This is a genomic window from Rothia sp. SCPM-O-B-18226 (M350), assembly GCF_058213595.1.
In genome coordinates, this window is the sequence record NZ_JBYQJS010000003.1 from 194,959 (window position 1) to 219,941 (window position 24,983).

General features: G+C 64.7%; 14 protein-coding genes. 4 read left to right on the top strand and 10 right to left on the bottom strand.

What is annotated here, in order from left to right:
- Nucleotides 1–402: 402 nt before the first annotated feature.
- Nucleotides 403–2,763 (bottom strand): fibrinogen-like YCDxxxxGGGW domain-containing protein, encoded by a 2,361-nt coding sequence (locus tag AC3E6W_RS06410; protein ID WP_490652627.1) that lies wholly within the window; start codon nucleotides 2,761–2,763, stop codon nucleotides 403–405.
- A 497-nt stretch (nucleotides 2,764–3,260) separates the two neighbouring features.
- On the opposite strand from AC3E6W_RS06410, the gene mfd reads away from it, so the two are divergent.
- Both mfd and AC3E6W_RS06420 read left to right on the top strand, forming a co-directional pair.
- A complete protein-coding gene (gene mfd / locus AC3E6W_RS06415; RefSeq protein WP_490652628.1) occupies nucleotides 3,261–7,025 on the top strand; it encodes a transcription-repair coupling factor in 3,765 nt (1,254 codons plus the stop codon).
- Between the two features lie 181 nt (nucleotides 7,026–7,206).
- Entirely contained in the window at nucleotides 7,207–8,628 is a 1,422-nt protein-coding gene (locus tag AC3E6W_RS06420) for an NAD(P)H-quinone dehydrogenase (protein WP_070648899.1), read from the top strand.
- A gap of 99 nt (nucleotides 8,629–8,727) precedes the next feature.
- On the opposite strand, the gene AC3E6W_RS06425 is transcribed toward AC3E6W_RS06420, so the two are convergent.
- The 4 genes from AC3E6W_RS06425 to AC3E6W_RS06440 all read right to left on the bottom strand — a co-directional run bounded on the left by AC3E6W_RS06425 (nucleotide 8,728) and on the right by AC3E6W_RS06440 (nucleotide 13,724).
- Nucleotides 8,728–10,128 (bottom strand): MFS transporter, encoded by a 1,401-nt coding sequence (locus tag AC3E6W_RS06425; protein WP_490652629.1) that lies wholly within the window; start codon nucleotides 10,126–10,128, stop codon nucleotides 8,728–8,730.
- Between the two features lie 385 nt (nucleotides 10,129–10,513).
- Nucleotides 10,514–12,334: an acetyl/propionyl/methylcrotonyl-CoA carboxylase subunit alpha gene (locus AC3E6W_RS06430; protein ID WP_314556396.1), complete on the bottom strand. Its 1,821-nt coding sequence runs from the start codon at nucleotides 12,332–12,334 to the stop codon at nucleotides 10,514–10,516.
- 182 nt (nucleotides 12,335–12,516) lie between these two features.
- On the bottom strand, nucleotides 12,517–13,239 hold the full coding sequence (locus tag AC3E6W_RS06435; protein WP_490652631.1) for a Maf family protein: 723 nt from the start codon (nucleotides 13,237–13,239) through the stop codon (nucleotides 12,517–12,519).
- A gap of 329 nt (nucleotides 13,240–13,568) precedes the next feature.
- A complete protein-coding gene (locus AC3E6W_RS06440; protein ID WP_313967861.1) occupies nucleotides 13,569–13,724 on the bottom strand; it encodes a hypothetical protein in 156 nt (51 codons plus the stop codon).
- 269 nt (nucleotides 13,725–13,993) lie between these two features.
- On the opposite strand from AC3E6W_RS06440, the gene AC3E6W_RS06445 reads away from it, so the two are divergent.
- Together AC3E6W_RS06445 and AC3E6W_RS06450 are read left to right on the top strand one after the other, a co-directional pair.
- Nucleotides 13,994–14,989, top strand: a complete 996-nt coding sequence (locus AC3E6W_RS06445) for a hypothetical protein (protein ID WP_490652633.1) — start codon at nucleotides 13,994–13,996, stop codon at nucleotides 14,987–14,989.
- A gap of 54 nt (nucleotides 14,990–15,043) precedes the next feature.
- A complete protein-coding gene (locus AC3E6W_RS06450) occupies nucleotides 15,044–16,339 on the top strand; it encodes a glutathionylspermidine synthase family protein (RefSeq protein ID WP_313967862.1) in 1,296 nt (431 codons plus the stop codon).
- A 145-nt stretch (nucleotides 16,340–16,484) separates the two neighbouring features.
- On the opposite strand, the gene AC3E6W_RS06455 is transcribed toward AC3E6W_RS06450, so the two are convergent.
- The 5 genes from AC3E6W_RS06455 to AC3E6W_RS06475 all read right to left on the bottom strand — a co-directional run bounded on the left by AC3E6W_RS06455 (nucleotide 16,485) and on the right by AC3E6W_RS06475 (nucleotide 24,806).
- On the bottom strand, nucleotides 16,485–18,236 hold the full coding sequence (locus tag AC3E6W_RS06455) for a DUF885 domain-containing protein (RefSeq protein ID WP_490652635.1): 1,752 nt from the start codon (nucleotides 18,234–18,236) through the stop codon (nucleotides 16,485–16,487).
- Between the two features lie 217 nt (nucleotides 18,237–18,453).
- Nucleotides 18,454–20,844 (bottom strand): restriction endonuclease, encoded by a 2,391-nt coding sequence (locus AC3E6W_RS06460; protein ID WP_490652637.1) that lies wholly within the window; start codon nucleotides 20,842–20,844, stop codon nucleotides 18,454–18,456.
- A 463-nt stretch (nucleotides 20,845–21,307) separates the two neighbouring features.
- Complete coding sequence (locus AC3E6W_RS06465; RefSeq protein WP_490652638.1) at nucleotides 21,308–22,246, bottom strand: restriction endonuclease; 939 nt, start codon at nucleotides 22,244–22,246, stop codon at nucleotides 21,308–21,310.
- A gap of 414 nt (nucleotides 22,247–22,660) precedes the next feature.
- Complete coding sequence (locus tag AC3E6W_RS06470; RefSeq protein ID WP_490652639.1) at nucleotides 22,661–23,074, bottom strand: acyl-CoA carboxylase subunit epsilon; 414 nt, start codon at nucleotides 23,072–23,074, stop codon at nucleotides 22,661–22,663.
- A 130-nt stretch (nucleotides 23,075–23,204) separates the two neighbouring features.
- Complete coding sequence (locus AC3E6W_RS06475) at nucleotides 23,205–24,806, bottom strand: acyl-CoA carboxylase subunit beta (RefSeq protein WP_049332888.1); 1,602 nt, start codon at nucleotides 24,804–24,806, stop codon at nucleotides 23,205–23,207.
- Between the last annotated feature and the right edge of the window lie 177 nt (nucleotides 24,807–24,983).

Genomic DNA, 24,983 nt, shown 5'->3' on the forward strand with positions numbered 1-24,983 from the left:
CGCGTTTCTCATGCTCGGCTCTCTTGCGCATCGGTGCTGCGAGCGCCTTAAAGAAAGCCGCTCAACCCGAGCTAACAGCGTGTCCACCATCGGAATCAGTGAGTGTAGTTATCGGAAATTGAATGAATACGTTCAGGACCTGTCGGCGGGTGACCCGCCGGCTGCCCCTGAACGCGTTCAACCGCATCACCTGATGTCGCCGGAGCGGCCGCCAAGAAGATGCGGAACGGATCTGACCGCCGATGCGAACCCTGCGGGCCGCGTCAAGCTCGGAAAGAACCAAAACCAGGGGGGGGGGTAGCGATACCCCGGGTGCGCCGCCGCCTGCGAGAGTTCCGCGGGGAACCTCTCGCAGGCGATAGCCGGGAAAGACGCAGGCTCATTCAGCCCGCGACGGGGGTGCTAGGCCCGGACCGCACCCGTAGAGGCCGAGTAATTCTCGGAACCATCGATTGCGCGCACGTAGTAGCGGGCGCCGTCGGTGTGCTCCACCTCGTAGCTGGTGCCGCTCACCGTGGCAATCACGCGGTCATCGCGCAACACCTGGTAGCGCACGCCGCCCTCACGAACGCCGGACCACGAGAGCTTATCGGTCGAACCATCTCGACGGGCCGAAAGGTTCGAGGGAGTAGCCGGGGGAGTCACGTCGCGAGCCGCGAAGCGGGCAAAGCCCACGGTACGCTGCTCACCGTTAGCACCCAGCGAGCGGTTGATGTCGCCGCCCACCCACAGGTTGCCGCGCGAATCCACGAAGGACTCCCACACGCCGTAGCCGCTGGCGCCCTTGAGCACCGGGCTGAACTCGCCGATGACCTCGCCGCTGTCCTTATCGAAAGCGGCCACCAGACGCATGCGGTGAACGGCCTTCGATTCCTTCCAGTACGTGTGGTAGCCGGTCGAGCCCTCGAAGAGGACGTCGCCGCAGTGGCAAGCACCGTAAATCGTGTTACCGCTCAGGTGCAGGTCCTGCCAGTCGCCACCGTACTTAGAGATGGACGAAGAAATACGGCCGTAACCGTTCTTCGAGTAGTTAGCGATCAGGTGGTCGGCACCGCCGGTCCACACGGTCGAGCCGGCATCCTGAACATCGAACTGGAACGCGTACACAATGCGGTCAGTAATGTTCAGCTTCAGCGAGGGTTCCCACTCCCACTTAATGTTCGAAGCGTCGGAGCCCTTCAACGCGGCCAGACGGAAAGCGCGCTGATTGTTCAGCTCGGTAAAGTAACCGGCGGCGTGAACCGTCGAATTATCGGAAGCGGCGGTAATGCCATTGACCGTGCCGTTGAAGTTCGGGCGCCAATTCCAGTCCACCGCACCGTTGGAAAGCTTAATACGAGCGGCACCACGTGAATATGCGTAAGCCTTAGAAGTGTTGCCCTTAACATGGGTGAAGTTACCGCCGATGTAGAGGTAACCGTCCTGCACCAGCAGGGTCTTCACCTGAGCCGCATCGCCGTTACGGCGCTGCACCTGAACATCCCAGGTACGGTCAATCTGGCCGGTGGTCGCATCCAGAATCACGAAGTGGTTGACCTTCTCGCCGTTGACCTCGGTGAACTCGCCACCAACCGCCAGGCGGTTATTCGGCAGGGCCTCAAGCGCCTTAATCTGACCGTTGAAGGTCGGGCGGAAGGAACGAACCAGCTCGCCCGAATCCACGTTGTAACCGGCCAGGAAGGACTGGTTCACGCGCTCGCCACCGGCCGACTCGACGTACTTGAAGTCGCCGCCGGTGAAGACCGTATCGCCCACCTGGGTGATGGCCTGAACGTAGGTGTTCATCTCGTTCTTCTTGCCGGTACCGGTCTGCTCGCTCGTACGCCAACGCACGGGCATCGTGTAGCTATTGGGCAGGGCGCGACGGTTGCTTGCCGCGGAACCCGAACCGATCGAGGAGAAGTGCAGGTCGTTCTGCGTCAGCTTCGGGCGCAGGAACACCTGGGTGAAGGGGATGGAGTAACCAGCCGAACCGCGCTTCTGGTAGATGTACGAATCCGGGTTTTCGCTACCGAAGTTCACCAGCGCACCGTACGCAAAACCAATCTGGTAACCCTGGTTCGGGTTCGCGAAGAACTTCACGGAGCTGGTCGTGATGCCCGGCGCCATCTGCGAGGCGAAAAGACCCATGTGGGCGGTGCGGTTAATACCCGCGCCCGAGAAGCGCACGGTACCCCAGCGCTGGGCGTAGCTCATGGCCCAGGTCCACTGATCCGTCTGGGGGCGCTGAACGTACACGTCCTGCCACTGGGTGCCCTTCGCGTTGTGCGCACGGTGCAGGCGCATGCCGTCGGGGAGGTCCTGCGGCTTAATACCGTTCAGCAGGGCATCCACGGTGGTGCCCGAGAGCTGGACCGGGGTGAACGCGGCCGGTCCGGTCGGGTTCTGGTGCAGCTGGTTCGGGTCGCCCGTGCCGTTGTAGGACTCGGTCCAGCCCTCTCGGCCGCGGCCAACCATGACCCAGCCGCCGCCGTCGGTCTCCTGATCGCAGTAGAACTGCGCGGGACCGCTCATGGCCGGGGTGTACAGCCAGTAGGTGCCAGAAGAGGCCGAGGGGTTGACCTGCTTGACCTCGTAACATGAAGCAGCCGCCTTATCGCTGCTGGAGCCATCGTGGGTTCCGATCGCGGCGGAGGCGGGCGTAGAGGGAATCAAAGGTGCCGCGGCAAACGCGGTACCCATAGCGAGTGCGAATGCGGCCCACTTTTTCGCCGCCCGCTTGCGGGGCGCGGCGTCGGGACGCTGTGTGTATGTGGTTGTCATATGTGTCTTTCTGATGCGACGTTCCGGAAGAAACATCGAAAGAAACGGTGATATTGAGACCTCAAAGAAGCACAGCGCATCACGAAATGCATATAAAAGGTGGTAATTCTTTAAAACACTTCGTTTCGGAAGAATGCGTGAGAGTGCTCTCATCGGTGTATTGACTAGCGTACAGGATGAAGCTGAGAATTCGGGGCCCGGAGGCTCTGCGCGCATACCGGAAAAATGTGATTTGTGCCCTAAATGTTGAGGAGGGAGAAAGACTCCGAAAATCACGCAGACCGGGCACCCTCGAAATATAAGAAACTGGCACGCAGAATATTTAAGAAATATTCGCCGCCCTGCGAAACGAAGAAAGCGAAATACCCGCGCAGGGTGGAGCCGCTCTAGAATAAAAAAGCTGTTCACACGAGCGGCGGGAAGAGCGGGAATACCTCCCGTTCGACTCGTCCCACTCACTCAGCTCGTACCGTACACACCATGATTCAGGAGAAGCCTTGAGCCCCACCCGCGCGACACAGAAGAGCCCCGCCGCACCGCTGTACCCCCTCCTGAAGCTGCTCAACCGGCAGGAACGCTGGGCTGCCATCCGCGCCGCGGCCGCCGTACCCGCCGCCGAGCGTAGCGCCCGCACCCTCATCGGGGCCGTCGCCGGAACCCACGCGGCCCTGCTGGCCGACCTCTCCACCGCGGTGCGCGAAGGCACCCCAGAGGCGCTCAGCCTCGTCATTGCCCCCACCGACCGCCAGGCCGAAGACCTGGCCCACGCCCTGCGCTCCTACCTGCCCGCAGAAGACATTGCCATGATGCCGGCCTGGGAAACCCTGCCGCACGAACGCCTCTCGCCCCGATCCGACACCATCGGCCGCCGCCTGCAGGTGCTACGAGCCATCACCGGGCCCGCCGCGAGCCGGCCCCGCATCGTGGTCGCCCCCGTGCGCGCCGTCATCCAGCCCATCGTCTCCGGCATCGAAAAGCTCGAACCCGTGCACCTGGTCCGCGGCGAGGAATACCCCTTCAAGGACGTGGTGCGCGGCCTGAACGACGCCGCCTACTCCCGCGTGGATCTGGTCGCCAAGCGCGGCGAGTACGCGGTGCGCGGCGGCATCATCGACGTCTTCCCGCCCACCGCCACCACCCCCGTGCGCCTCGAATTCTTTGGCGACGAGCTCGACGAGATGCGCCACTTCTCCGTGGCCGACCAGCGCACCCTCAGCGGGGGAGGAGAGCTCACCGAACTCACCCTGCTGCCCTGCCGCGAGCTACTCATCACCCCCGAGGTTATGAGCCGCGCCGCGCGCCTGAAGGCCGACTACCCGGCCGCCGCATCCATGCTCGAAAAGATTGCCGGCGGCATCTACGTTGAGGGCATGGAATCGCTCACGCCCCTGCTCGTCGACTCCATGACCACCCTCACCGCGCTACTACCCGCCGGATCCCTGGTGGTCAGCGTCGAACCCGAGCGAGTGCGCGCCCGCGCCGAAGACCTCGTCGCCACCAACGAGGAATTCCTCGCCGCCGCCTGGGACACCGCCGCCGAGGCTGACGCGGTCTCTCCCATCGACCTGGGCCAGCTGCGCCTGAGCGACAGCGGATTCCGCACCATCGACAGCACCCGCGCCGAGGCCCTCGCCGCCCACCTGAGCTGGTGGGACATCACCGAGCTCACCACCGACGACAGCCTGCTCGAAGACGCCGCCGAGGCCATCGAATCCGTCGAAAACCTGCAGAACGGGGCCCTGGCCGACGCCATCGAGGAGGGCATCGACACCTACACCCTAACCGCCCGGCCCGCCACCGCATTCAACGGCTCCGTGCGCCGGATGCTCGAAAGCCTCGGCGATCTCATCCAGCAGCAGTGGACCGTCCTCGCCCTCACTAACGGCCGCGGCTCGACCGACCGGCTCATCGCTCTGCTCCATTCCGGGGAGGAGGGGGCCGCCTCCGTGCCCGCCGCACGCCGAGTAAGCCTCGAGGAGGACCCCGCCGGGGACCTCGAGCACGGCATCGTCGAGGTGTGCGAGGCACCCGCATCCGCGGGCTTCCTGTTCGAGGACGCCAAGCTCGCCGTCTTCACCGAGGCCGAACTGCTCGGCCGCCGCGGCACCTACGCGCCGCGCTCCGCATCGGGCCAGAAGTTTAAGACGCGCCGCCGCCGCAACGCCGTCGACCCGCTCGCCCTGAACCCCGGCGACTACGTGGTGCACGAGCGCCACGGCATCGGCCGCTTCGTCGAGATGACCTCCCGCCCCGTGGCCGGCGCCGCACCCGTCAACGGGGTGCAGCCCATGAAGGAATACCTGGTCATCGAGTACGCCCCCTCCAAGCGCGGCGGCGCACCCGACCGACTCTTCGTGCCCTCGGACCAGCTGGACCTCATCTCCAACTACGTGGGCGGCGAGAACCCCTCCCTGTCGAAGATGGGCGGCAGCGACTGGGCCAAGACTAAGTCCCGCGCTCGCAAGGCCGTCAAGGAAATCGCCGCCGACCTGGTGAAACTCTACTCGGCGCGCCAGGCCTCGCGAGGCCACGCCTTCGCGCCCGACACCCCCTGGCAGCGCGAACTCGAAGAGTCCTTCCCCTACAACGAGACCCCCGACCAGCTCACCGCCATCCACGAGGTGAAGGAGGACATGGAGAAGGAAATCCCCATGGACCGCCTCATCTCGGGCGACGTGGGCTTCGGCAAAACCGAGGTTGCCGTGCGCGCCGCGTTCAAGGCGGTGCAGGACGGCAAACAGGTCGCCGTGCTCGTGCCCACGACCCTGCTCGCCCAGCAGCACTACGAAACCTTCACCGAGCGCTTCTCGGGATTCCCCGTGAAGATTCGTGTGCTCTCCCGCTTCCAGAAGGCGAAAGAAACCCGCCAGATTACCGAGGAAATCGCCTCCGGCGCGGTGGACGTGGTCATCGGTACGCACCGCATTCTCTCCGAGAGCATCGTTTTCAAGGATTTGGGCCTGGTCATCATTGACGAGGAGCAGCGCTTCGGCGTGGAGCACAAGGAAAAGCTCAAGCAGATGCGCACCAACGTGGACGTGCTGGCCATGAGCGCAACCCCGATCCCGCGCACCCTCGAAATGTCGCTGACCGGTATTCGCGAAACCTCGACGCTGGCCACCGCCCCCGAGGAGCGCCACCCCGTGCTCACCTTCGTCGGCCCGCGCACCGACAGCCAGATTACCGCCGCGATTCGCCGCGAGCTCATGCGCGAGGGCCAGGTGTTCTTCGTGCACAACCGCGTGGCCGATATCGACAACGTGGCCGCCGAAATCGGCAAGCTCGTGCCGGAGGCGCGCATCGCCACCGCGCACGGACGCATGAGTGAGTCGCGCCTGGAGCAGATTATCGTGGACTTCTGGGAACGCCGCTTCGACGTGCTGGTGTGCACGACCATCGTGGAGACCGGCCTGGACATCTCGAACGCGAACACGCTCATCGTGGACAACGCCCAGAACTACGGCCTGAGCCAGCTGCACCAGCTGCGCGGCCGCGTGGGTCGTGGCCGCGAGCGCGCCTACGCGTACTTCCTGTACCCGGTGGACAAGACTCTCGGCGAGATTGCCCACGAGCGTCTGAAGGCCGTGGCGACCCATAACGAGCTCGGCGCGGGCCTGCAGCTGGCCATGAAGGACCTGGAGATTCGCGGCGCGGGCAACCTGCTCGGCGGCGAGCAGTCCGGTCACATCGCGGGCGTGGGCTTTGACCTATACCTGCGCCTGGTGGGTGAGGCCGTAGCGAACTACCGCGGCGAGAAGGAGGAGCGCGAGGTCGAGACGAAGATCGACCTGCCCGTCAACGCGCATATTCCGCACACCTACATTGACTCGGAGCGCCTGCGTCTGCAGGCCTACCGCCAGATCGCGGCGGCCGACACCGAAGAGAAGATTGCGGAGGCCCGCGAGGAGCTGGCCGACCGCTACGGTGAGCTGCCCGAGGCCGTGGAGAACCTGCTGGCCGTGGCCACGCTGAGGATGCACGCCCGCGCCGCCGGTATTCACGAGATGGTGGTGCTGGGGCCGAAGGTACGCGTGGTGAGCGCCCAGCCCCTGCCGGAGTCACGCCAGATGCGCCTGAAGCGCGTGTACCCCGGCTCCACGCACGCCCAGCCGAAGGGCATGGACACCTGGCTGACCCTGGTTCCCCGCCCGAAGACCATGCCGGTTGGCGGCAAGGAGCTGGTGGACCGCCCCATGCTGGAGTGGGCCGAGAAGTTCATCAACTCGATTTACGCGGAGAAGCCGCAGGCCCTCGAAGAGTAACAGGGCTGAGCAATAGCGAGGTAGGGAAGCAGCGGGCCGGGGGAGCACCCGGCCCGCACGACCCGCGCCCTCGGGGGAAGCACACCGTGGATGAAGCTTGCCGTTCGGAGTGTCATAATATGGCACATCTGCACGGCGAGTGCGTTTGCCCCGCACGGGCGGCATAGCTCACAATTAAGGCATGACTTCAACGGTGAACTACGCATCCCAGCGCATTGTAATTATTGGCGGTGGACCCGGCGGCTACGAGGCCGCGATGGTGGCCGCATCCTCGCAGGCAGACGTGACGCTTATCGAGCGCAAGGCCATCGGCGGCTCGGCCGTGCTAACGGACGTCGTGCCCTCCAAGACGCTTATCGCCACGGCGGATATGATGACCCGCTTTTCCGAAGCCGGAAGCCTGGGCATTGAGAATACCAAGGGCAAGGCCCCGCAGCTTCGGGTAGACATGGACCGCGTGAACCGCCGAGTGCGCGACCTGGCCCAGCAGCAGTCTGCAGACATCAAGCGCGCCCTGGCCTCGGCTGGCGTGAAGATTATTCACGGCGCCGGCAAGCTCCTGGACCGCCACACGGTGCAGGTGACCGACGAGGCCGGCCTCGTCTACCCGCTACACGCCGACTTCGTGCTGCTTTCGGTGGGCACGCATCCGCGCGAGATGCCCACGGGCATGCCCGACGGCGAGCGCATCCTCACCTGGACCCAGCTGTACAACCTCAGCGAGGTGCCCGAGGAGCTCATCGTGATCGGTTCGGGCGTGACCGGCGCCGAGTTCGCCTCGGCCTATAACGGTCTGGGATCGAAGGTGACCCTGGTATCCTCCCGCGACCGCGTGCTTCCCGGCGAGGACGAGGACGCCGCCCGCGTGCTGGAAGACGTCTTCGAGCGTCGCGGCGTGCGCGTCATGCCCCGCTCCCGCGCCTCCGCAGTGGAGCGCACCGAGGACGGCTCGGGTGTCATCGTGACCCTCTCGGACGGCCGCAAGGTCTCGGGCACGCACTGCCTCGTGGCTATCGGTTCGATTCCCAACACCGAAGATTTGGGCCTGGACGCGGCGGGCGTGGAGCACGCCCCGAGCGGCCACATTACGGTGGACGGCGTGTCCCGCACGAGCGTGAACAATATCTACGCGGCCGGCGACTGTACGGGCGTGTACCCGCTGGCCTCCGTGGCCGCCATGCAGGGCCGCATCGCGATGGCGCATATCCTGGGTGACGCCGTGCGCCCCCTGCGCACCGACAAGGTTGCGGCGAACATCTTCACCTCGCCCGAAATCGCGACCGTCGGCATCAGCGAGAACGACCTGCACGAGGGCTCCTACCGCGGCGAGGCCGTGACCTTGCAGCTGAGCACCAACCCCCGCGCCAAGATGATGGCAATGCGTGACGGCTTCGTGAAGGTTTTCGCCCGCCGCCACTCGGGTACCGTCATCGGCGGCGTGGTCGTGGGCCAGCGCGCCTCCGAGCTGATTTACCCAATCGCCCTGGCCGTGGAGAAGAAGCTCACGGTGGACGATCTGGCCGAGACCTTCACGGTGTACCCCTCGCTGTCCGGCTCGATTGCCGAGGCGGCACGCAAGCTGCATACCCGCGGTAAGTTCTAGCCGCATCCGGGAACAGACACAAAAGCGGTGGGGGTCGCCTTCCATGAGGTATGGAAGGCGACCCCCACCGCTTATTGCGTCCGGCTACTTCGTAGAACTTTACTTCTTGGAGCCGACGGCGTTCATATCCACGTCACGGGTTTCGTGAGTGAGCAGGATGAAGACGACGCTCAGAATCGAGGCGAAGGCCAGGTAGCCACCCACGGCGGCCACACCAAAGGAGGAGTTCAGCCAAACCGCCACGAACGGGGTAAGAGCCGCACCGAGGATGGAAGCCACGTTGTAGGCGATACCGCTGGCGGTGTAACGCACGTTGGTGGGGTACAGCTCCGGCAGGTAGGCCGACATGGAACCGAAGGACAGACCCATCAGGCACATGCCGATGAAGATGAAGACAGTCACGGCGACGGTGTCCACGTTCGCACCGGTGCCGACGACGGCGGGGGAGATGAGCGGGCCGAAGCACAGGCCGAAGACTGCCATGGCGATGGTGGTCCACAGCTGCTGGGTGCGGCGGCCGTACTTATCAGCCAGCCAACCCGAGATCGGGATGAAGATGGCGAAGCCGATAATCGAGACCAGCTGAATGATGAGGAACTCGTGGTACGGAATGGCCAGACCACCCTTCTCTGCCTTGGCGATACCGTAGGAGAGAACCCACGCGGTCATCAGGTAGAACAGCACGTAGCAGGCAACCATGATGAAGGTACCCTGAATCATGGGCCACCAGGCAACCTTGAACGCCTCAACGAGCGGGGTCTTAACCTTCTCGTTGTTAGCGGCAGCCTTGGCGAAGACGGGGGTCTCCTCCAGGCGGAAACGCACGTAGAGGCCGACGGCGACCATCACGATGGAGAGCAGGAACGGGATACGCCAACCCCAGACGAGGAAGGGGTGTTCGAGGTTCTTCGCGTCGGTGGTGGAGTTAAAAGCGATGAAGCTGGTCAGAATCAGCATGAAGCCGTTGGCGAGAACGAAGCCGATGGGGGCACCCAGCTGGGGCCACATGGCGGCGCGGGCGCGCTTGCCGTCCTTCGCGTACTCGCTGGCGAGCAGAGCCGCGCCGGACCATTCGCCGCCCAGGCCCAGGCCCTGGCAGAAGCGCATGATGGTCAGCATGGTCGGTGCCCAGAGGCCAATCTGGTGGTAGGTGGGCAGCAGGCCGATGATGAAGGTCGCTATACCCATGGTGAGCAGTGCACCGACGAGGGTTGCCTTACGGCCAATCTTGTCGCCGAAGTGACCGAAAATCACGGAACCGAGGGGACGCGCGACGAAGGCGACACCGAAGGTTGCGAAGGAGGCCAGCAGCTCGGTCGTGGCGTCCTTCGAGGGGAAGAACAGCACGGGGAAGACGGCCACGGCGGCGGTGGCGTAGATATAGAAATCGTAGAACTCAATGGTGGTACCAATGAGCGATGCGAGAATCACGCGGCTGCGAGGCGTCGTGTTCTCGACCGGCGCGGCGGAGGCCCTGGTGCCGGATAAGGTGGTGCTCATGAGAGATGCTCCCGAGGATGGACTGACTGTGCGTACAAAAGAGAACCGGTGGCGTCGGTGACGCTGCTCTCGGCGTGCTAGGCGGCGGGGATAGTGCCGCGGCGTGAGGCCGGAGGAATTGAACCGGGTGTGCGGGTTCGGAACGAAAGGTTCCCCTAAAGTGCATTATTATAAACCGTTCAGAAAAGTTAGCGCAGGCCCCGTCACTATCTGGACGGCAGCCCTCCGAACGGTAATTTTTAGGGGCGGCGCATCCCCGGATAATCCTCGGCGGGGGAACGGGGGGGGGCCGCCGCGCCACGCGCGTGATGAGCCAATACGCAAGCATCCCCGCCGCGAGAGGAACTCGCTACGGGGATGCTTCGCAAACGCTACTTGATGGTCGCTACTTGATGGTCGCCAGGACCGCACCGGAGGTGACGGTGTCGCCCGGCTTAGCCGACAGACCCGAAACCTTACCGGCCTTGTGCGCGGTAATGGGCTGCTCCATCTTCATGGCCTCCAGGACCAGAACGAGGTCACCCTCGGCCACGGTATCGCCGTCAGAGACGGCCACCTTCACGATGGTGCCCTGCATGGGGCTGGTCAGCTCGTCGCCGCCGGCCTTCGCCGATGCGCGGGAGGAGCGGGACTTGCGGCTCTTCGAAGCCGGCTTGGCGGCGGGCTTGGCGGCGCCGCCCATCTCGGGCAGGGACACCTCCATGCGCTTGCCGTTGACCTCAACCACCACGGTGGTGCGCTCATCCTCATCGGAATCCACGCTACCGGGGGCGCCATCGTACATGGGAATCGTGTTGTTGAACTCGGTCTCAATCCAGCGGGTGTGCACCTTGAAGTCCTCACCCTCGGCCGGAACGAACGCCGGGTCCTCCAGAACTACGCGGTGGAACGGGACGACGGTGGGCATACCCTCGATGCTCAGCTCGGACAGGGCGCGGCGGGCACGCTGCAGGGCCTGCTCGCGATCCGCGCCGGTCACAATCAGCTTGGCCAGCATGGAGTCGAAGTTGCCGCCGATGACGTCGCCGGCCACGAAACCGGAATCCCAGCGCACGCCGGGGCCGGTGGGGACGTTCAGCTTCTCGATGGTGCCGGGGGCCGGCATGAAGGAGCGGCCCGGGTCCTCGCCGTTGATGCGGAACTCGAAGGAGTGGCCGCGCAGCACGGGGTCCTTCTCCTCAATCTTCTCGCCGCGGGCGATGCGGAACTGCTCGCGCACCAGGTCGAGACCCGAAATCTCCTCGGAGACGGGGTGCTCCACCTGCAGGCGGGTGTTGACCTCGAGGAAGGAGATGGTGCCGTCAGTGCCGACCAGGAACTCGCAGGTACCGGCGCCCTGGTAGCCGGCCTCGCGCAGAATCGCGCGGGAGGCCTCGTAGAGGCGCTTGGTCTGCTCCTCGCTCAGGTAGGGGGCGGGTGCCTCCTCGACGAGCTTCTGGTTGCGGCGCTGCAGGGAACAGTCGCGGGTGGAAACCACCACGACGTTGCCGTGCGCATCGGCCAGGCACTGGGTCTCAACGTGACGCGGGGAATCCAGGAAACGCTCGATGAAGCACTCGCCGCGACCGAACGCCGCGGTTGCCTCGCGCACGGCGGACTCGTACATCTCGACGATGCTCTCGCGGTCGCGGGCCACCTTGATGCCGCGGCCACCGCCACCGAAGGCGGCCTTCACGGCAATCGGCAGGCCGTGCTCGTCGGCGAAAGCAACAACCTCGTCGGCGGACTTGACCGGATCCTTGGTACCCGGAACCAGGGGAGCGCCCACCTTCTGGGCGATGTGGCGCGCGGCCACCTTGTCGCCCAGCTGGGTAATGGACTGGGGGGAGGGGCCAATCCAGGTCAGGCCGGCGTCGATGCACTTCTGCGCGAACTGCGCGTTCTCGGAGAGGAAGCCGTAGCCGGGGTGCACGGCGTCGGCACCGGAACGGATGGCCACCTCGATGAGCTTATCCATCACCAGGTAGGACTGTGCCGCGGTGGAACCGCCCAGGGCGTACGCCTCATCGGCCAGCTTCACGTGCAGGGAGTCGCGGTCGGGATCAGCGTAGACGGCGACGGTCTGCAGGCCCTCGTCGCGGGCCGCGCGAATCACGCGGACGGCGATTTCGCCGCGGTTGGCGATGAGAATCTTGCTGACCGGGCCGGTGTGTCGGCCGGGGACCGCGGTAAATTTTTTGGCGGCTTCTGCCTGGTTCTGAGTCACTTAAAGCTCTCCTTTATCTCCTGCCGAAAGCATATCGAGAAACGGCAAGAATGGCGAATGTATCGCGCATTGTACTGTTCCATGATATCGATTAGTGTTCAAATACGTGTGTTGGAGGTGCGGGGCGCGGTCCGGCGTGCGCGTCCGCGCGGGTGTTTTGTCCTCGGGACTGGTCCGCTGGGTTAGTCCTCGGGCGGTAACCACAGGTCCGTGACGGCCACGCCGCGGCGGCGCAGCAGCTCGCGCAGGGCGTGGATGGACAGACCAACCACCGTGTGGAACTCGCCCTCGATACCGCGGATAAACGCCGAACCGTAGCCGTCCAGGGTGAAGGAGCCCGCCACCCACAGCGGCTCGCCCGTGGCGATGTACGCTTCGACCTCGGCGGGGCTTAGCTCATCGAAGTGCACGACGGCGCTGCGCAGCTCGGCAACGGCGGGCGCCTCCGCATGCTTCTCGGGGTCGAACTCCCGCAGATCCACGAGCGCGTGACCCGTGTGGAGCGTGCCGTGGTGCCCGCTCATGGCGGTGATGCGTTCGCGGGCGTTCTCTGCGGTGTGCGGCTTGCCGTAGGCCCGACCCTCGAACTCGAAGACGGAATCGCAGCCCAGCACCAGGGCATCGCGCACGCCCTCGGCGGCCAGCTCCTCGGCAATCGCGCGGGCCTTGAGACTCGCCAGGAGGGAAGCGGTCTCGGCCGGGCTGAGCCCCTCGCGTCCTTCGGCTCGTGCCCGCTTGTTGGCGGCGGCGAGCGCGGCGTCCTCATCAACCGAGGAGACGCGCACCGTAAAGGCGATGCGGGAATCCTCCAGGAGCTTACGGCGCGCGGGGGATGCAGAGGCGAGCACCAATCGTGCCGGCGCGGCCTCGGCGGAAGGGACGGGGGAGGGGTCTACTGCAGTCATGCTCTCTATTTTAAGGCCGGGAGCGGGAAGTTTACCCTCACGTGCACCTTGAAGCTTGCCGCGCTCGCGACGGGCGTACAGGTAGCGCGCGAACGGACCGCGATAGGCCGAGCACAGGCCGCGGGCTAGGTTTGCAATTATGGGCTTGCTGTCTAGGCCTGCGATTCGTGCGGCACCCCCGGCGGGTACGCAAACGGCGTATCCCAATCCCCACAACCGCGGGGAGCGAGATACGCCGTAAACATGGTGACGGTCGCTTAGCGTGCCGGCGGCCTCAAATCCGTCCGCGCGGAGCTGCGGGAACACCCGACTTGGCCGACCTAACGGGTCTAGCGAGTCTCGGCCACCTGCAGGCGCTTCGGCTCGTCGGCCACCTGCTCCTCGTACAGCGCCTCCGGCACGAAGCCACCCGGGGTGAGCGGCGGCGAGAGAGCAGGCCACGCGAACGAGGCTGCGAAGCCTTCGGAACGCCGAAAAGCAAACAACAGGCAAACTCGAATGGAACGCGGGCATAACGAGACCGGCACAACGCGTGAAACCTCGTGAGATGGCTCCCCGAACTAAGGTGGCTCCCAGACTCCCTTGCTATGCTGGATGTGCGTCCGGGATAGGCCCCGGACCAGCGCCGTTTTCGCTCTTCCGGCCCGTGCAACGGCCCGGTGGTCCCCCTCCGAGGCCGTCCTCGGCAGGTACTCACCGGCCGGCTGCGCATCCGGCGAGAACGCCCCCGCACGACACCTTCAAGGAGAGATGCATGAGTTCTGCACCCCAACGCCCGGGCGGAACCCACCGGGTTGATCAGCCCAAGACCTCGCGAGGCCCCCTTAACTCCATTGCCGATTTCGCGAGCCGCGCCGCCCGCTCCACCTCGCAGAACGCCGTGAATCTAGGCGCCACCCGCCCCGGCGTGACCAAGATGATCGCGGTGGCCGGCGCCGGCGTGCTGCTCATCGGTGGCGGCATCTTCGCCTACAACAGCATGCATCAGGAGGAGAACGCCTTCCTCGCCACCGGCGACGAGTACGCCCGCGTCTGCCAGGACGCCACGACCGGTCAGCGCGTGGACGACTCCGAATGTGAGAAGGCAGGTGCGCAAGAAACGACCGCCAGCCCCTCGGAGTCGGCCAGCTCGGATTCCTCGAACTCCTCGAGCTCTTCGGGTTCTTCCGGTTCTTCCGGTTCTTCCGGTTCTTCCGGTTCTTCCGGTTCTTCCGGTTCTTCGGGCACCTCGAACTCCTCCACCACGACCCACCACAGCGGCTCCAACGCCTTCCTGTGGTACTACCTGGGCCGTCAGAGCGCCGCCAACTCGAACGGAGCGTCGAGCAACTACATTCCGCGCGTGGGCGAGAAGCTCTCGGGCGGCTCCACGACCCGTCCCTCGAACGGCACGGTGTACAGCGGCGTGCCCTCGAGCGGCGGTGGATTCGAGGACTCCTACCGCAGCGCCAAGAAGTCCTCGACGATTTCGTCGGGTAAGGAAACCTCGACCAAGAACACCGGCAAGACCTCCTCGGTGCGCGATAACACGACCGGCACCGTCTCGAACTCCCGCCGCAACGGCAGTAGCGGTAGCAATTCTGGTTCCTCCGGCTCCTCCAACTCCTCTAAGTCGGGCACCAGCTCCAGCAACAAGTCGGGTAGCAAGTCGGGTTCGTCCAGCTCGAACAAGTCGGGTAGCAAGTCCAGCGGCAGCAAGGGCGGCTTCGGTGGCGGCTCCAAGTCCGGCGGCGGCCGCTCCGGCGGCTAAGCCCTCCCGCATCCGCACCCGTACATCACCCCCGCTACCGGCAAGGAAACCACTATGCGCCGTGAAGAATTCCCCCTGGGCCGCCCCGAGTGGGAGAAGGTCATCGTCGAAGAAGGCCTCACCTACAGCGTGGACGGCCCCGACGACCCCGACCACTACTGGAACGAGTACGCAGCCTACATCTTCAGCCCGGAAGAGATGAATTCCATCCGCGCCCAGGCCGAAGAAATGCACCGCATGTGCCTGAGCGCCGTGGACTACCTGGCCTCCGGAGCCTTTGGCACCCTGGGCCTGCCGCACGGCGCGTTCAACCTGGCCGTCGAGTCCTGGAACCGCCGCGACCCCGACTTCTACGGACGCTTCGACTTCATCTACTCCGGCGTGCCCGGCGAACCCCTCAAGCTGCTGGAGTACAACGCCGACACCCCCACCGGTATCGTGGAGGCGGCCGTCTGCCAGAAGACCTGGGCCAAGGATCAGCGCCTCGACATGCAGGGCTACGCGCACTGGGGCGAAATCGGCGAGGCCTTCGTGGACCGCTGGCGACAGATTTTTGCGCCCGAGCTCACGAGCGGCCAGCGCCCCGTCCTGCACCTGGCCCACGTGCCCGAGGACATCGACGAGAACCGGGAAGACTACAACAACCTGTGGCTCATCGCCTACGCCGCCCAGCAGGCCGGCATCGAAACCATCCTCGTGCCCATCGACGAGATCATCTTTGACGAGCCGACCAAAAGCTGGAAGGACGCCGAGGGCCGACCCATCAGCAACCTCTTCAAGCTCTACCCCTGGGAGGACCTGGCCACCGACAGCGACTCGGGCTACGACCAGCTGCTCTTCGCCTACCACGGCGCGGTGCAGCGCTGGATTGAGCCCGCCTGGAAGATGTTCCTGTCCAATAAGCTGTTGCTGGCCGCTCTCTGGGATAAGTACCCGGGCCACCCGAACCTGGTACCCACCTACGCCGGGCATCGCGGCGACCTGCGCAACTGGGTGCGCAAGCCCATCTTCGGGCGCGAAGGCGACGGCGTGGAGATTTACGCCCCCGACTACAACGTCTTCGTCAAGCCCGAGGAGGACGACTTCTTCTCCACCGCCCCCGAGAGCGAGTTCGTCTACCAGGAGTACATCCCGGCACCCCGCTACGAGGGCATCATCCAGCCGGTGAGCCACCCCGTTCTGGGCGTGTGGGTCGTCGGCGGACGCTGCGTGGGCGTGGGCATCCGCGAATCCAACGGCGCGCTGACCGACTACTGGTGCCGCTTCGCGCCGCACCTGGTTGACCTGAACGCCCCCGGTTCGCTGGGTTCCGCCTCGCAGGATCCCGGCACGGCAAACTTCGGCTACTAGGCACGCACGCCGGGTTCGGCCGAGGCTGAAGCACCGAGCCCGCTAACGCCGAAGGCCCCCACCTCACTAGCTGAGGCGGGGGCCTTCGGCGTTAAGCCAGCCGTTGCGGCGGGACCGTGACGAAAAACCGGCGCGGCGCTACGGCCTAGTCGTCGTCATCGTCGTCTTCGGCCTCGAGCGGAAGCATCATCTCGTCGGTGAGCGCACGACGCAGGGTGTCCAGACCCACCGATCCGAGCATCAGGGCTCGAGTGTGGAACTGGCGCATATCCTCGCCGCGGGCCAGGGCCTGCTCGCGCAGCTGCAGCCACAGGCGCTCGCCGATCTTGTAGCTGGGGGCCTGGCCCGGCCAGCCCAGGTAGCGCAGGAACTCGAAACGCAGGTGACCCTCGGACTCGTCCAGGTTCTGCTTCAGGAATTCGTAGCCCAGCTCGGAGGTCCAGATCGTGCCGGGCTCAACGCCGAGGCGCTCGGTCCACTCATCGGGCACCGGCAGCTCGCAGTGAACGCCGATATCGAAGACCACGCGGGCCGCGCGCATCCGCTGGGCGTTCAGCATGCCCATGCGGTCGCCCGGATCCTTCAGGTAGCCCAGCTCCTCCATGAGGCGCTCGGCGTACAGGGCCCAGCCCTCGCCGTGACCCGAAACCCACAGCATGTTGGTACGCCAGGAGTTCATGGTGCCGGCCAGCGCCGTGGCGATGGAAATCTGCAGGTGGTGCCCCGGAACGCCCTCGTGGTATACGGTGGAGGTTTCGCGCCAGGTCGTGAACCGGTCCTCGCCCTCGGGCACGGACCACCACATGCGGCCGGGACGCGAGAAGTCGGGGGAGGGGCCGGTGTAGTAGATGCCGCCCTCGTGGGTGGGCGCGATGCAGCACTCGATGCGGCGCATGGGGCCGCCAATCGCGAAGTGCTCGGCGGAGAGGTCCTCCACCGCCGCGTCGGCGAGCTTCTGCATCCACGCCTTCAGCTCGTCGGTGCCGTTCAGCTGTCGGTTCGGGTCTTCGTCGAGCAGCTGCTTGGCGCGCTCGATGCTGGCGCCGGGTTCAATCTCTTCGGCCACTTCGCGCTGACGGGCGATGATGCTCTCCAGCTCCTTCACGCCCCAGACGTAGGTTTCGTCCAGGTCGACGGTGGTGCCCAAGAAAGAACGCGAGTGCAGACTGTACGCCTCGCGGCCCACCGCATCGCGGGCGGGGGCGGCGGGCTGCAGAACCGTCACGAGGTAGTCATTGAGGTGGCGGTAGCCGTCCTTGGCGCGCTCGGCACCCTCTGCGGCGGCCTCGGCCAGCTCGGGCTCGGCGGCGGCAACCTCGGCGGCCAGCTCGTCAAAGAAACCGCCGGGCGCGTAGTACGCGGCGGTCTGCTCGATGACGATGTCCACCTGGCGGCGCGGGGAAATCTTGCCGTCCGCACGGGCCGCCTCGAGGCTCAGCACAAGCCCGTCCAGCGCCTCGGGCACGCGGTGCATGCGGCCGATAATGTGCTCCCAGTCCTCGCGGGAGTTGCGCTTCATGAGGTCGAAGACGGAGCGCACCTCCTGCGGCACAGAGGTGATGTTGTTGAGCTGCCAATAGCCGAATCCCGCCTTGCGCTGGGCGCGGTACAGGCTCAAGCGCTCCTGAAGGGCGTCCAGGGTGACCAGGTCGACGTCGTCGATGGGCAGAACGCTGTCAATCTTCTTGAGGGTTTTCTTGTCCAGGCGGTGTAGCGCCTTCTCACCGGCGGGGGAGTAATCGGGGTAGAGGGTTTCGACGCCCTTGCGGCCCAGCTCTGTAGCCAGCACGGGGTTAAGGTCGAGGACCTTTTCGAAGTAATCGTTGGCCAGCTGATCGACGTCGCTCAACTGGCGCTTCACACGGTAAATGCTCGGAAGTTCCTGGTAGGTGCTCATGTTCATATCCTAACCCAGCAGTGTGCCTTCTGCCACGATATGCCCCTCTTGTGGCGCTATTATTACACATCGCCACGGGGCGGCCGGTCGGGGGGGGGGCACCGGGAGAGCACGGGGCCCGCGCACACGGATGATTCTCGTGTGCACGGGCCTCTCGATAGCGGCTCTTTCGTCCGGATGCGGACCTCCCGGCTCCGCCCGGCCACCCCGCGGGCCGTTAGCTCGTGAAGTACTCGCCCTTCAGCTCGAGCAGACCGCCGGCTCCTTCGGCCACGCCCAGGCGGTGCGCGATAAGGCGATCCTGTAGCTCATTACCCGAAACCAGATCCACCAGAATCTGCGGGTACTTGGTCGAGCAGCGGATGAACTCGTCGTAGGCCTCATCGCTGAACGCGGTGTTCGTGATGAAGGTGCCGAGCTGACCGCCTCGGGCGTGTACGGCCAGGAAGAATTGGGTGACCTCCCGCGGGGAAACCGTTCCGGAATCCAGACGTAGGGCCCGAATGTAGAACGCGCGTTCTGCATCGCCGCTGGCGGGGGTCGCCACGCCGTCCACGCCCTGAGCATCCAATGGCTCAACGCTGTAGCCGCGCATGAGGAACAGATCGAACCCGATGCGGCGGAACCGCTCGTCGCTCACGCCCGCCAGCGCCGGGACCAGGGCCTCGCGGCGGAAGACCGCGCGGTAGCGCTTGAGAGCCTCACGCACCTGGGACGCGGCGACCTCAAGGGCTGCGGAGGGCTCGACGCTCACGGTTGCGGCGGGTGCCTCGGAAACGGCGGGGGCCGTTGCTTGTGCGGGGGCCGGAACCGAGACGGGTACCGCGAGGGCTTCCGAGGCCGAGGGGGTAGCGGGCGCGGCGGCACCCGGGCGGGCCAGCAACGCGGGGGATGCGCCCGGCACCGGCTCGGCACGATGCGACTGCTCACGAGCGGCCAGGCGGGCCTGACGCTCGGCGGCGCGCGCCTCCTTGGCTGCCTGCACCGCCTGCTCGCGGGCGGCAAGCTCCTCGGCAATATCCTGCGGCAGCTTGTGCTTGAGCGATTGCGGCGGCAGGGGCGCCATGCGGGCGGTCACCGCCTCCGGGGCGCCCTCGGGGAAGCGCTCCAGCAGCTCGCGACCCGACTCGCTCAGCTCGTAGCGTTCCGGGTTCTTGCGGGAGGTGCGGCCCGTACCCTCGCGCAGGGCGTTCAAGAGCCGCTCACCCTTGAGCACGTGCATGGCCACCGAGAAGCGGTTGCGCAGGCGTGGGGTCAGCTTGTAGCGGTGCGGCGCGATTTCTCCCTGCAGGTAGGGGATGTTGAGGGAAGCCTTCAGCTCGTCGTACACGTCGTAGTACGAGATGCGCGGGCTCTCGCTCACAATCTTCAGGATCGGGTAGAGCAGCTGGTGCGGGTAGGGCAGCGCGTCCACCGCGGTGGGGTCGAGCAGGGCCGCGGTTACCAGGCGTTCAACCTTCGGCTCCTGAGCCTGCGCGAGCGCGGGGGCAAAATCCGGTCCCAGCGAGTACACGGTGTCGCGCTCGGAGAGGTAACGGTGCGCGGTCAGCACGTCGTAGAGGTAGTCCTGCGCCTCAATCCGCTGGAAGTAGGGGTTCTCCGCGGCGGCCTTGAGGCGTTCGTCCCGCTCGAAGACCTGCTCCAGGCTGGGCAGGCTCAGTTCGACGTCCGCGCCGCCATCGTTGAGCACGCCGAAGAGCAGGGCACCCATGTGCACCAGCAGCTTCTCGGTCGCGAGAATATCCTCTGCGGTTACGGCGGCGGCATCGTCCTCGGGGACCTCCTTCAGCACCGAGGACAGCTCGGCGGCGGGTACCGCCTGCTCGGGGTAGCGTGCCACGAGTTCCTTCGCCTCGGGCGAGAGCGAGTACAGGGTCACCGGCGAATCGGTGTGCTCGTGGATGGTCTTCGTGCGCAGGTATCCGGCGCGGGTCAGCAGGTTCAGCGCCCGGGCGATGGCGGGCTCGACGATGCGCTGCTCCAGGTAGGACAGGCCGTACCAGCCCTGCACGAAACCGCACTCGCGCAGCACCAGTTCGCGAATCTTAACGGGGGCGGCCGCGGGGTAGGAGGGGGTTACGCTCAGCACGATCGGCAGCAGCTCGCGGACCGTTAGATGCGAGAGCAGCTCGGGGTAGAAGCGCTGCAGGTAGTACAGGTAGACGCCGGTCTGCAGGGGCAGAATCTTCGCGAGGTCGCGGGCCTGGCTCTCCTTGGGGGCGGCGAGTAGCTCGCGCCCGGCCTCGCTGAGCGCGTAGTTCAGGTTGCCGGGGTGCAGCTGGCTGAGGGAAACCTCCAGGTAGTCGCTGTTGACGAGGGCGGTGATGAGTTTATTGACGGCCTCGCGGAAGAGCACGGTGTCATCGACGGCGATAAAACGCTGAGTCATGGTGAAGCCCAGGTCCACACCGACCGGGGTGTACGTATCGGGGAAGAAAACCTTCTCGCCCCGCTCGGATGCACGCTCGAAGTGGTGCAGAAGCGAGAAAGCGGCCGCGAGGCTGAGGGTGCGAGCCTGCTCGGGCAGCACCTCCCAGGAGGTCTGTTCCTGCAGCTGACGCAGGTCGGAGTGGTCGAGGTGAAGCATCGTTTTATTCACAAAAGCCACTGGGGGATTCCTTATCGTGATTTAAATGTATGAATTTATGGTGGTGCGACGCGCCGCGAACGACGCTCGGGCCGAGTAAGGGCGGCCCCCGAGTGAATATTGCGGGGCTTATCTCCCTAACCCGGAGCTGTCCTCTGCTCTGAGAACGCGAGGAATATGCGTCGCATAACATTCTTTATTCTAGCCGTACAAGGCGGCGCTCCCCATTTCGGGGTAGGCCGAGAAATACGCGGAAGAAAATATGCGGAAGATAGGTGCCGGAATTAATGACGAGAAATACCGAGAAATCTACCGAGATATAAACGGGCACCGCGGGGAAACGGGGGTCGAAAGAATTTGCCGTAGCGCATATCGTGGCCGGCAAATATCCGGCGAATATACATACGTATATCGCAAGCTCGTGTCGCAGGCGTAAATCCCCGTGCGAGCGGCCGCGGTAGCTGCGCCACCAGCACGGGGTAGGTTAGGGTTCTATGCCCTTCTCGAAGTACTCTTCGTCAATTGTGTAGCCACATTCGCCCTCGCCCTCGCGCACACCCACACGATGGCGAATCATGAGCTCCACCAGCTTGTGCTGATCGACCAGCGCAATATTGCGCGCACCCGGAAGGCCCTGCAGGTACTCGGGAACCGGCTGGGCGAACGAACCGCAGGTCACGAGCACCCCCTGCAGACCGCCGTGTAGAAGAACCGCCCCGGCCAGCTTCTGAATCTCATTGGGGGTGACCTTCATGGTTCCGCAATAGTGCTTAACCTGAATATAAATGGGAGCGAAATCGAGACCGTCGGAATAGCGGGCAATAACGTCGACGCCCTTATCGTCCACGCCACCGGTCACCTCGGTGATAAAGCCGAGGGCCGTAAAAATATCGGCCACAATATGCTCAAAATATTCCGGGGTAACGGCGTAAATATGCTGAATTAAATCCCGCGTAAAATGCTCGGCAAATTCAGCCTGGGCGTGCATAATCGGCGATTCGCTGGCCTTGAGTATCACGTCGAGGGGAGTGCCCTGTGGTGACCCGTCACCGAAGCCCGCCTCTCCGGGGGTGCCGGCCGCGGCGAGTTGCTCCTGCACGCTTTCAGCCTCTGCCGGGAGGAACGCATCCAGCCCCGAATCCTCGGAGGAATGAGAGAAGAGAGAGCGCCGCGTCTGCGCCTCCTGAAGGAGGGCGTTGGCCTGTTTCTTAAGCTTTTTGGCGCTCTTGGCGGTCAGGTTTTGCGCGCACAGCGACTGAACCTGCTTGACCACGCGCGGCGGCACGGTGCCGTGCAGATGCGGGGTGCAGGTGAGCTCCGCACCCAGGGGAGTGAGGAGGTACTTGCGCTTCTCCCACGGGGTAAGCCGGGGCATGAGCTGGGCGTAACGCAACGCCACCAAGATCTTAAGGGTGGTACGCACCGCAGCCGCAAAATCGGTGGATTCGAGGTCCGGAAGATCCTTCCGCGAGCCGAGGGCCTTTGTCTGCTGTCGTAGCTGTTCACAAATATAGGCGGCTGTGCGAGGTGAGGTTTTCGACAGGCGCCGGAGCGTCGGCAGGAGAAGTGTGATGTAGACATCCGGAGGGGGCTTGTGATTTTTAGTCATATTTCTAGACACGTTCCCTGTCGTATATCAACACTATTATGATTGTGTGTATATCGTATCACTAAAGCGCATCATTATGCCCTATCCGGGTGAATTATGACGGAACCGCTCGGTTATCTGTATTTTGCGGTGAATACGGTGCTATTTCGATAAAGAAGCCCGAAAATAAATGATTCCCGCCGTGTCTTTCGACAATCGGCGGGAACCAATCTAAATCGGAGAGAAAGCCTACATGGGGCGCGCGCGCCTCCACGAACCGGGGCCCGGACGCAACGAGGCGCCCAGACGCTGACGACGGTTCAAGATGCGCGAAGCCGCACCCACCAGCGTGTTCTGCTCCTGGTGCGCGGCGTTCGCCTGCATCGCGGCCACCACGGCGGTCAGAGCCGCGAGCTCCTCCTCGGTCGGGTTGCCCTTCGTGACCTTCAGGAACGGCTCGTGCTCCTCGGCCTCCTCGTGATGCGCCTCAGCCCGACCGCGGGGCGAAGGGGCGACCGCCTCGGAATGTGCCCGGGACGCGCCGCGCGAGGAAGTGTGCGCGCCCTCGCGGCCTCGACCCGACGGGGCGGGGGTCGCCGAGGTGCTCGTCGCATCCTTCTTCTTGCCGAACGAGAAGTAACTCAGCGGATTGTAGCCTGCCATCGGCACGCCTCCTTAGAACCTAAGAACCCGCACGGTTCGACCCTCCTGGTTTCGGAGGGAGCGAACCGTGCGGTACGGGGCGCGGGCGGCACCCCAATACATGGGAGTAGAAACGCTATTGTCGCGAGGTTTACAGCGGGATGTTGCCGTGCTTCTTCGCGGGGGTGGCCGCACGCTTATCGTGCAGGGCGCGCAGCGAGGAGATGATGCGCACGCGAGTCTCGCTCGGGGCGATCACCTCGTCGATGTAACCGAGCTCAGCCGCCTGGTAAGGGTTCAGCAGCTCCTCCTCGTACTTGGCGATCAGCTCGGCGCGGCGTGCCTCAACGTCACCGCCCTCGGCGGCCAGCGCAGCCAGCTCGCGGCGGTACAGGATGTTAACGGCGCCCTGCGCACCCATCACACCAATCTGGGCGGTGGGCCAGGCCAGGTTGATGTCGGCGCCCAGCTTCTTCGAACCCATCACGATGTACGCGCCACCGTAGGCCTTGCGGGTAATGACGGTGACCAGCGGAACGGTCGCCTCCGCGTAGGCGTAGAGCAGCTTCGCGCCGCGGCGAATAATGCCGTTGAACTCCTGATCGGTGCCGGGCAGGAAGCCGGGCACATCCACGAAGGTCAGAATCGGAATGTTGAAGGCATCGCAATTGCGCACGAAGCGGGCGGCCTTCTCGGAAGCCGAAATGTCCAGGCAGCCGGCGAACTGCATCGGCTGGTTGGCGACGATACCGACCGTGCGGCCCTCAACGCGGGCGTAACCAATCATCACGTTCGGGGCGTACAGCGCCTGCATCTCGAGGAAGTGGCCGTCGTCCACGACCGACTCGATAACCTCGCGCATATCGTAGGGCTGGTTGGCCGAATCCGGAATCAGGGTATCCAGATCCAGGTCGTCCACGGTCACCTCGGGATCCTGATCGTGCTCAAGCGGCAGGGACTCCGTGAGGTTATTCGAGGGCAGGAACTCCAGCAGCTCGCGCACGAAGTCGAAGGCGTCGTCCTCATCCTCGGCTAGGTAGGTGCTGGTGCCGGTCACGGAATTGTGCTGACGCGCGCCACCCAGGGTCTCCATGTCCACGTCCTCGCCGGTCACGGTCTTGATGACGTCCGGGCCGGTGATGAACATGTGGGAGGTCTTATCCACCATGACGATGTAGTCGGTCAGGGCGGGGGAGTACGCCGCACCGCCGGCGCACGGGCCCATAATGACCGAAATCTGCGGGATCACGCCGGAGGCGCGCACGTTCATGCGGAAGATATCGGCGAACATCGCCAGCGAGGCCACACCCTCCTGGATACGGGCGCCGCCACCGTCGTTAATGCCGATGACGGGGCAACCGTTCTTCAGCGCAAACTTCTGCACCTTCACGATCTTCTCGCCGTTGACCTGCGAGAGGGAACCGCCGTACACGGTGAAATCCTGAGAGTACACGGCGACCAGGCGGCCATCCACCGTGCCGTAGCCGGAGACCAGGCCGTCGCCGAGAGGCTTCTTCGACTCCATGCCGAAGGCCGTGGTGCGGTGGCGCGCCAGGGCGTCGAACTCAACGAAAGAGCCCTCGTCCAGGAGCATTTCGATGCGCTCGCGGGCGGTGTTCTTACCACGGGCATGCTGCTTTTCGATGGCTGCCTCACCGCTGGGCACGTAGCTACGCTCGCGGCGCGCGTAAAAATCGGCGAGCTTACCGGCGGTGGTGCTCAGATCGTATTCCTGCTGGAGGTTCTCGGACATTATTCCTCGTTCCTGCTCCTACCCGACGCGACGGGAGCCAGTGGTTGCGGTGATGGATGTTTGCCCTCCCCGACGACGGGACGGGCATAACAGTGCATATCCTTAAACTATAGTGCGAACTGGGGCACACATGCCAGACGAAGAGCGCACATCCCATCGTTAGATACACTCGCGTGC